7 protein-coding genes are annotated in these 8,664 nt (G+C 62.2%); 5 read left to right on the forward strand and 2 right to left on the reverse strand.

Annotated features, from left to right (window positions below; all coding sequences use genetic code 11):
- The coding region (locus tag AC1DJN_RS18215; RefSeq protein ID WP_478039672.1) for a hypothetical protein at nt 1-990 on the forward strand (990 nt) is incomplete at its 5' end.
- A gap of 2 nt (nt 991-992) precedes the next feature.
- Nucleotides 993-1,991, forward strand: a complete 999-nt coding sequence (locus tag AC1DJN_RS18220) for a hypothetical protein (protein WP_442251578.1) — start codon at nt 993-995, stop codon at nt 1,989-1,991.
- Nucleotides 1,992-2,217: 226 nt separating this feature from the next.
- On the opposite strand, the gene aceE is transcribed toward AC1DJN_RS18220, so the two are convergent.
- A complete protein-coding gene (aceE, locus tag AC1DJN_RS18225) occupies nt 2,218-4,905 on the reverse strand; it encodes a pyruvate dehydrogenase (acetyl-transferring), homodimeric type (RefSeq protein WP_478039674.1) in 2,688 nt (895 codons plus the stop codon).
- 648 nt (nt 4,906-5,553) lie between these two features.
- Here aceE and AC1DJN_RS18230 point away from each other — a divergent pair.
- Nucleotides 5,554-6,114 carry a PadR family transcriptional regulator gene (locus AC1DJN_RS18230; RefSeq protein WP_099841794.1) on the forward strand — a complete coding sequence of 187 codons (561 nt, stop codon included), beginning with the start codon at nt 5,554-5,556 and terminating at the stop codon, nt 6,112-6,114.
- 59 nt (nt 6,115-6,173) lie between these two features.
- Nucleotides 6,174-6,971 (forward strand): siderophore-interacting protein, encoded by a 798-nt coding sequence (locus tag AC1DJN_RS18235; RefSeq protein WP_164280921.1) that lies wholly within the window; start codon nt 6,174-6,176, stop codon nt 6,969-6,971.
- A 73-nt stretch (nt 6,972-7,044) separates the two neighbouring features.
- Here the strand turns inward: AC1DJN_RS18235 and AC1DJN_RS18240 are convergent, their stop codons facing one another.
- On the reverse strand, nt 7,045-7,878 hold the full coding sequence (locus tag AC1DJN_RS18240) for a hypothetical protein (protein ID WP_442251577.1): 834 nt from the start codon (nt 7,876-7,878) through the stop codon (nt 7,045-7,047).
- Nucleotides 7,879-8,163: 285 nt separating this feature from the next.
- On the opposite strand from AC1DJN_RS18240, the gene AC1DJN_RS18245 reads away from it, so the two are divergent.
- On the forward strand, nt 8,164-8,565 hold the full coding sequence (locus tag AC1DJN_RS18245; RefSeq protein WP_099782578.1) for a hypothetical protein: 402 nt from the start codon (nt 8,164-8,166) through the stop codon (nt 8,563-8,565).
- The last annotated feature ends 99 nt before the right edge of the window (nt 8,566-8,664 follow it).

The raw sequence follows: 8,664 nt of genomic DNA on the forward strand, positions 1-8,664 counted from the left end.
TGCGTTATCCCACCGATCGTCTTGGCGTATACAAAAGATGGAGGTGACTTCGCAAGCAATCCAATGAAAGCCTTCCATGAAGAGAAAACTCATTTTTCACTCTTGGATGGCCTCCAGCGCACATACACCCTGTTGGACCTTCGAAGCGAGATCGAGGATCCAGAGGTCCTGACGACCTTCATGAAAAGACGTATCCGGTGCGAGATCTATCAAGGGATCGATCGTCTTGGAATTCTATATAGAATGCTGACGTTGAATACCGGCCAGACCACAATGTCATTGCGGCACCAGGTCGAGATAATGTATATAGATTTTCTAGACACAAGGATTGAGCACGTTCAGCTGCTCCGTGAACCAGAAAAGACTAGCAGGGCTTTGAGCGCCTACAGCTTTAAAGATGCCATCGACGGATTCAATGCGTACATAGCAAGGAGTGAATCGCCCCTTGATCGAGGCGAGATACTGGACAACATTACCAGCCTAGAGAATATCTCGAAGGAAACAAGAGATAAGGATCTCTTTCGCGACTTTATTCTTGCGTGGGACAGGTTTATCGTCGCCATCGACGGGCTAGCTCTGAGACTTCCAGATGACGATTTGGAAGAGGACCAGCGCGGGGACGACGATGACGTTGGAAATGCATCGCCCCGCAACTGGGGCTCGACCGGCCTTCGCGCTTTCAAAAGACCGCAGGCTCTATCCGGATTTGGAGCCTCAGTATCAATACTCCGGGATGCTGGTGACGACGTATCTCTCTCCTTGCTCGATTTTTCAACCCTAGAGATTGGCGGTGATGGAGATGAGTTTATGCTCTCGCTGAACAGATCCATCTCAACACTGAATTCAAGGGCCAAGCGTATTGGCAATGCTCAGCGCTTGTATTTTCGCCAGTTCTTTAGGGCTTTGGTTAGCCCAAGCTCTGGTTCATTTATGAATTTAGTTAGATCCGAGTCCGAGGCGATGACTAGCAGCTTGAGAATCGGCATTTAATTATGTTCAAGGTCAAGGAGTTGCGATTTAAGCGAAGAGACGGCTCCGTAATCTCTCGCGATGTCCCTGAGGATCTCAACCAAGCCTTAGTTGCCAAGGCTTGCGCAAATGAGTATCTAGTCGTCGCCGTGTCCTCGTCGGCAGAACTGCCAGAGCAATCCGTTTCGACGATTAGGTACAAGGGAAGGACAGCCGGGTTTGTTATTCCGGGACAGGCTCTGTTGTCACCCCAACATCCGCGCAACTCCGACCCGCACTATGCGGCATATAGCCTCATTGCGGCTCTAGAGGTGTGCGCTCGGTCATTTAAGGGAGACTTCTCTATGTCCTCCAGTTCTGCTGAAGCTGAGAGGCCCGGCGAGATACCTTTCCTTGAGGGAGATGCCTATCTTGTATTATGGAACGATGTCATTGGCAAGGAGAACCACTCGAGATTTCATCCCTCCTTGTTTCTGAATGGAATATATAGCCACAGAGGGTCTCGCGACTACTGCCGAATAGACATCGTTCCGCCCGAGACAATTACCGTCAGGGACCCCATTATTGATTCCCAGTATGCAAGCTCGGTATTTTTCAACCTATACCCCTACGCTTCATTCGCCCTGCTGAGATTCTTTTACGCTTACCAGATTATTGAAATGCTGATTGGACTCGATTTTAAGGTGCGATCCGAGGCAATACGCGCCAAATTGAATTCGGCCGCGCCCGTGAACATCACAACCCTGCGCGACATCGTTGACGATTTCAAAAAGTCCTATCAGGAATTACCTAGAATTAGAGAGATCCTCTCTCCGCCATGTGGCAGTACAGAATCCGCACTAGACAGACTGCTTGATGACATGGCTGATGATCGAAGTGGCAAGAGTTTCGCAGAGAAGATATACCGCGTGAGAAACATCCTCTTCCATGAGCACCTTAGAGCGCACGACTTCGACGAAAGCGTAATGTCAGTCGGCGACAATTTGATCGCCTACTTGGCGAGGAGCAAGCTCTCCGCGTAAATTGTAAGATCTCTCTTTGCGAGTGGAAGGTGCCCAGTTGGCACTTGTGATCGTCAAATTTATTCGCCTTATTTAGCTATTGGGCAGCTTGGCCAAGTCGATCTCGAAGCGCGCCGGCATGCTTACAGCTATCGCAGATGGCGAGTTCCCAAGAGTCATTTTTGATTCAATAGAAGAGGGGGCCAACGGCCCCCTCTTCTAGATCTTGCTAGAGTAAATTTGGAATTCAAACCCCAACAGGGTTAGCCTTCTCCGGATCAATCTTGTACTGCTTGATCGCCCTGGCCACATCCTTCGCGGTCATCTTCCCGTCCTTCGCCAGCGCCGCAATCGCGGCATGCGCGATGTAGTACCGGTCCACTTCAAAGAACCGGCGCAGGTTCGCACGCGTATCCGAACGGCYGAAACCATCGGTACCCAGCACCGTGTAGCTCATCGGCACGAACGCGCGAATCTGGTCCGCATACGCACGCACGTAGTCGGTGGCGGCAATCGCCGGGCCCTGGCGGCCTTCCAGCAGCTCGGTCACGTAGGCCTTGCGCTGCTCACCTTCCGGATGCAGGCGGTTGGCACGTTCCACGTCGAAACCATCGCGACGCAGTTCGTTGAAGCTCGGGCAGCTCCAGATGTCGGCGGTCACGCCGAAGTCCTTGTCCAGCAGCTCGGCCGCGGCAATGGCTTCGCGCAGGATGGTGCCCGAACCCAGCAGCTGCACGCGCAGCTCGCCCTTCTTCGGCTTGCCGGCGTCGGTCAGCAGGTACATGCCCTTGACGATGCCTTCGGCCGCGCCTTCCGGCATTTCCGGGTGGGTGTAGTTCTCGTTCATCAGGGTGACGTAGTAGTACTCGTCAATCTGATCTTCCATCATCGCCTTGGTGCCGTGCTGCAGGATCACCGTCACTTCGAAGCCGAAGGTCGGGTCGTAGCTGCGCACGTTCGGAATGCCACCGGCCACCAGATGGCTGAAGCCATCTTCGTGCTGCAGGCCTTCACCGTTCAGCGTGGTGCGGCCGGCGGTACCACCCAGCAGGAAGCCGCGGGTACGCATGTCCGCTGCCTGCCAGGCGATGTCGCCCACGCGCTGGAAACCGAACATCGAGTAGTAGATGTAGAACGGCAGCATCGGCACGTTGCTGACCGAGTAGCTGGTACCGGCGGCCATCCACGAGCTGATCGCACCCGGCTCGCTGATGCCCTGCTGCAGCACCTGGCCGCTCTGGTCTTCGCGGTAGAACATCAGCTGGTCGGCGTCGACCGGCTTGTACTTCTGGCCGAACGGCGCGTAGATGCCGATCTGGCGGAACAGGCCTTCCATGCCGAAGGTACGGGCTTCGTCGGCCACGATCGGCACGATGTGCGGGCCCAGTTCCTTGTCGCGCAGGGTGATGTTCAGGCTCTGCACGAAGGCCATGGTGGTGGAGTAGCTGCGCTCGCCGCTGCTCTTGAGCAGGCGCTCGTAGCTTTCCAGCTTCGGTGCATTGAAGCTCTTTTCGGCCTTGCGGCGGCGCTGCGGCAGGTAACCACCCAGCGCGGCACGGCGTTCCTGCAGGTACTGCACTTCCGGCGAATCCGGGCCCGGGTGGTAGAACGGCACCTGGCCGTCGGCCAGCTGCGCGTCGGTCACCGGAATGTTGAAGCGGTCGCGGAAGTGGCGCACCGCTTCGTCGTCCAGCTTCTTGGTCTGGTGGGTCGGGTTCAGTGCCTCACCGGCGCTGCCCATGCCGTAACCCTTGACCGTCTTGGCCAGGATGACGGTCGGCATGCCCTTGGTGTTCACGGCCTGGTGGTAGGCGGCGTACACCTTGTGCGGGTCGTGGCCACCACGGTTCAGGCGCCAGATGTCGTCGTCGGAAAGACCGGCCACCATCGCAGCGGTTTCCGGGTACTTGCCGAAGAAATGCTCGCGGGTGTACGCGCCGCCGAAGGCCTTGCAGTTCTGGTATTCGCCGTCGACGGTTTCCATCATCAGCTTCTTCAGGACGCCATTGGTGTCCTTGGCCAGCAGGGCATCCCAGTAACCGCCCCACAGCAGCTTGATGACATTCCAGCCGCCGCCACGGAACACCCCTTCCAGTTCCTGGATGATCTTGCCGTTGCCGCGCACCGGGCCGTCCAGSCGYTGCAGGTTGCAGTTCACCACGAAGATCAGGTTGTCCAGGCCTTCACGGCCGGCCAGCGCGATGGCACCCAGGGTTTCCGGCTCGTCGCTCTCGCCGTCGCCGATGAAGSACCACACCTTGCGGTCGGACTTCTCGATCAGGCCACGGTTTTCCAGGTAGCGCATGAACTGCGCCTGGTAGATGGCGGCCAGCGGGCCCAGGCCCATCGACACGGTCGGGGTCTGCCAGTATTCCGGCATCAGCCACGGATGCGGGTACGACGACAGGCCGCCGCCGTCCACTTCCATGCGGAACTTGTCCAGCTGCTCTTCGCTGATGCGGCCTTCCAGGAAGGAACGCGCGTAGATGCCCGGGGCGCTGTGGCCCTGGATGAACAGCAGATCGCCCGGGTGGTTTTCGCTGGGGGCGCGCCAGAAGTGGTTGAAGCCCACGTCGTACAGCGTTGCGCCGGAAGCGAACGAGGCGATGTGGCCGCCCAGGTCGCCCGGCTTGCGGTTGGCGCGCACCACGGTGGCCATCGCGTTCCAGCGGATGATCGAACGGATGCGCCATTCCAGTTCGGCGTTGCCCGGGCTCTTGGCCTCCAGCTGCGGCTCGATGGTGTTGACGTATTCGGTAGTGGGAGAGAACGGCAGATAGGCACCCGAACGACGGGTCAGTTCCACCATGCCTTCCAGCAGCTGATGCGCGCGCTCGGGGCCCTCGACATCAATAACGGCCTTCAACGACTCGATCCACTCCTGGGTTTCCACAGGATTCGGGTCGTTGTTCAGCACCTCGTTCAACCAGTTCATTAGCGCTCCCATTACCGCACGCACGCGCGCGACTGTTGATAGATTTCTAGACCGCAAAGTGTAGCGCACCAAGGGCTTTCGTCACTTGGCTACGCTGGCGTATGGATGCAGGCCACCCATGTCTGCAAGGCCTGTCCCGGGACGTCCACCGGCGGGACAAAGCGCTGACAACGCGCTGCGGCAGGCCGCTGTGGCTGCCTGCAAGGGCTGCGCCAGCTGTCGCTTGCGGCCTGCTGCGCCCATGCGCAGGACGCAGTGTTACCGCCATGGATGACCGTTGTGGGGCAAGGCGGGCGCCATGTCGGCGTTGTCTGACGGGGCGCCGCTGAACCCGCGACAACGTGTCGCGCGCGCCTCTCGACGCAGACGAGGCAGCTGCGCACGGTTGGCCGCGAGCAGGCCCCTTCCCGCGGTTCGCCGCTCGTCTGCTGCGCCCCTGCCCGGGGCGGAAACCCGCAGTGCCGTTGCGTGGCCCGATACGGATGTCAGGCCGCGCAACGGTGGCTTGCGCCGCGCGCATCTTTCCCCCTGAGCCCTTGCGCCACTTGGCTGCGTGGCCCGATCCGGCAAGCGTTGTGGCCGGAATCCTGCTTGCCGGGTCCGGCCTATCGATATATCGTTTGCAACACACGTTACCGATATATCGAAATGGGCCGATCCCCCTCCCCTCGCAGCCGCACCGACGATGCCGCGGTACCCCGCCGCAACGGCCAGCCACGCGTGCTCAGCCGCGGTGACCTGCGCCTGTTGGTGCTGGCGCTGATCGGCGAGCAGCCGCGCCACGGCTACGAGCTGATGCAGCACATCAGCACCATGTTCATGCAGGCCTATACCCCCAGCGCCGGCACCATGTACCCGCTGTTGGCCAGCTTCGAGCAGGCCGGCTGGGTGGCGTCGGAAGAGGTGGACGGCCGCCGTGTGTTCCGCATCACTGCCGCCGGCGAGTTCGAGCTGAAGGTGCAGCGCAGCCAGGTGCGCTTGGCGCAGCGGCGCGCATTCGACCGCGCCCGCGAGATCACCAAGGCCTCGCTGCCAGCACCGCTGGCCGCTGCGCTGCGCGAGTTCAAGCGGGCGCTGGTGCACCACCACGGGCGCTGGGCCGACGGCGAAGCCGAGCAAGTGGCTGCGCTGCTGTCGCGTGCCTCGGCGCTGATCAACGGCCAGGGCGACAACGCGCCTTCTCCCTTTTCAACGACCCAGCCAGACTGATTCCAGCCAGGTCTCCCCCATGCCGCGCGCCCCCGCGCGACCTTCCAACAGGTACCCCCATGACCGAACATCACAACTCGCGCCTGCGCCTGGATGTGCGCTTCCGTGAACTGACGGTGCTGCGCACCGAGACTGTCACCCCGCACATGCGCCGCATCGTGCTGGGCGGCGACGACCTGGCCGGCTTCGATTCGCCCGGCGCCGACGACCACATCAAGCTGTTCTTCCCCAACGCCAGCGGCGAGATGGTGCTGCCGGTGCTGACCGCCGAGGGCCGCAGCTACCCCGAGGGCAAGCAGCCTTCGCCGGCACGCGACTACACCCCGCGCTGGTGGGACCACGAAACCGGTGAGCTGGCCATCGACTTCGTGCTGCACGACCAGGGCGTTGCCGGGCCGTGGGCCGAGCGCGCACAGGCCGGCGACATGCTGGTGATCGGCGGCCCACGCGGCTCGTTCGTGGTGGCCGACAGCTATGACGCCTACGTGCTGATTGGCGATGAGACCGCGCTGCCCGCCATCGCCCGCTGGCTGGACGTGCTGCCCGAAGGCGCGCAGGTGCAGGCCTACATCGAGGTGGCCGACGAGGACGAGCGCCAGGACCTGCCGCAGTACGAGAACGTGCGCATCCACTGGCTGGAGCGCAACGGCTTCCCGGCCGCCAGCAGCACGCTGCTGGAAGACATGCTGACCGACTTCGAGGTGCCCGAGGGCGATACGTTCTACTGGATCGCCACCGAATCGCGCCGCGCGCGGATGATGCGCAAGTTCATCGAAGGCCACCTGGGCGTGCCGCGCGACTGGATCCGCTCGACCGGTTACTGGAAGGCGCACCCGGACGAACAGGACGGCGATTGACCGCAAAACGGTAGGTGCGGACCGTTGGTCCGCACGCTCTTCTACGAGTAGTGCCGGCCGCTGGCCGGCAACCTCATGAACCTTCGGCGGCATCCTGCAACTGCCGGGCAGCGGCCGGCACTACCAACCGGGGCGCAGCCCCACCCTTCCATCCGAACCGATGCGCGGCCCAGATCTCCAGCGCCAGCAGCAGCGTAATGATCGCCAGCGGCAGCAGCAACCCCAGGTACACACCCGGCATCATGCCGTTGATCTGCGCCTTCACCAGCCGCAGCACGCCGCGCGTATGCAGCAGCTCATCCATGCGCATGGTCAGCGCCTCACGCACCATCTTCGGCTCCAGGCCCACAGTGCCAGCCTTGTCGATCAGCGTGTCTTCCACCATCGCGCGCAGCAATCCGGCGCGCACCTTGCCGATCACCCAGCCCACGCCGCGCGCCATCGGCCCGTCACCGAGCCGCTCCACGCTTGGCAGTGGATGCTCGCGCAGGTAGATCGCGGCAAGCGAATCGGCAACGTCGCCCACCGTGCCCTGGCTCTGCAGCGCGGCACGCATGCGTTCGTCTTCCAGCGAGGCGGTGAAGCCACTGCTCCACCCTTCCACCATCGTCTGCAGGTGCGGCTGGAAGTGGTCGAGCTGCTTGAACAGCGCGCGGTGCGCGCCGGCGGTGAAGCCCAGTTGCAGGCCGAAGAACGCGACAAGCAACGGCAGCAGCACCACATACGAGGCCAGCAGCCCGTGGTGCCAACGCCGCTGCCGCCGCAGCCAACCGCGTCGATGCAGCCCGCGCCAGGCGAAGATGCCCAGCACCAGCCCCAACAGCGTGCCCAGCACGCTGCCGCCGATCAGATCGAGCACGCTCAGGCCGGTCCAGAATTCGCCAAGCCAGTACTGCGCTTCCTGCATGGTGTTGCCTTCCGTGGTTCAGTGCGGCCGCCATGGTAACCGCGACCCGATGCTCGGCTGCTCTCTGCAGCCGGCAGATGCAGACTGTTGGACAGCCGGCGGGTGCAGACCGTCGGCCAGCCGATGGGTGCGGACCCTCGGCCAGCCGATGGGTGCGGACAGTTGGTCCGCCGGTGGGTGCGGACCGTTGGTCCGCACGCCCCCACGCAGTCGCCCGCCAGCGGCCGGCACGACCCGGCAAGCAATGCGACAATCGCACACCTTTCCTGCAGCAACGAGGCCCACATGGCCAAACTGACCCTGGCCAGCGTGGACACGCTGCGTACCCGCTTCACTGATGATGCCGCCTGCGATGCAGCGCTGTCCGCCTTTGCCGACCCGGCTGCGGCGCGCGTACCGCTGCGTGAGCTGGTCGAGGCACAGCACCGCTACCTGCAGGCCGAACATGAAGTGGCACAGGTGGCCGATATCCTGCGCCGCGACCAGAAGTACGCACCGGTCGGTCGCCCGTCGGTGCATATCGTGCAGCTGCGCAAGCAGCAGGCAACGACCAAGCAGGCCGCGCTGATCGCCCGCCAGGTAGTGGCGCAGGCGGCGCAGACGTTCGTGCGTGCGAGCGGGTTGGCGGTGAAGGCCAAGCAGAGCCCGAGCGAAGCGTCGGCGGCGTGGCTGGGTACGCTGCGCTGAGCGCCCGTACCCGGTAATGGCCACCCTTGGTTGGCCTGCGGAGTGCTCGTGCGCCAACCGAGGTTGGCACCTACCGGGTAGTGCCGGCCGCTGGCCGGC

This window comes from Stenotrophomonas sp. 05L414_2 (assembly GCF_056397905.1).

Coding starts and splice junctions, on each gene's coding strand:
- AC1DJN_RS18220 (WP_442251578.1), top strand. CDS start 993: ATGTTCAAGGTCAAGGAGTTGCGATTTAAGCGAAGAGACGGCTCCGTA.
- AC1DJN_RS18230 (WP_099841794.1), top strand. CDS start 5,554: ATGGGCCGATCCCCCTCCCCTCGCAGCCGCACCGACGATGCCGCGGTA.
- AC1DJN_RS18235 (WP_164280921.1), top strand. CDS start 6,174: ATGACCGAACATCACAACTCGCGCCTGCGCCTGGATGTGCGCTTCCGT.
- AC1DJN_RS18240 (WP_442251577.1), bottom strand. CDS start 7,878: ATGCAGGAAGCGCAGTACTGGCTTGGCGAATTCTGGACCGGCCTGAGC.
- AC1DJN_RS18245 (WP_099782578.1), top strand. CDS start 8,164: ATGGCCAAACTGACCCTGGCCAGCGTGGACACGCTGCGTACCCGCTTC.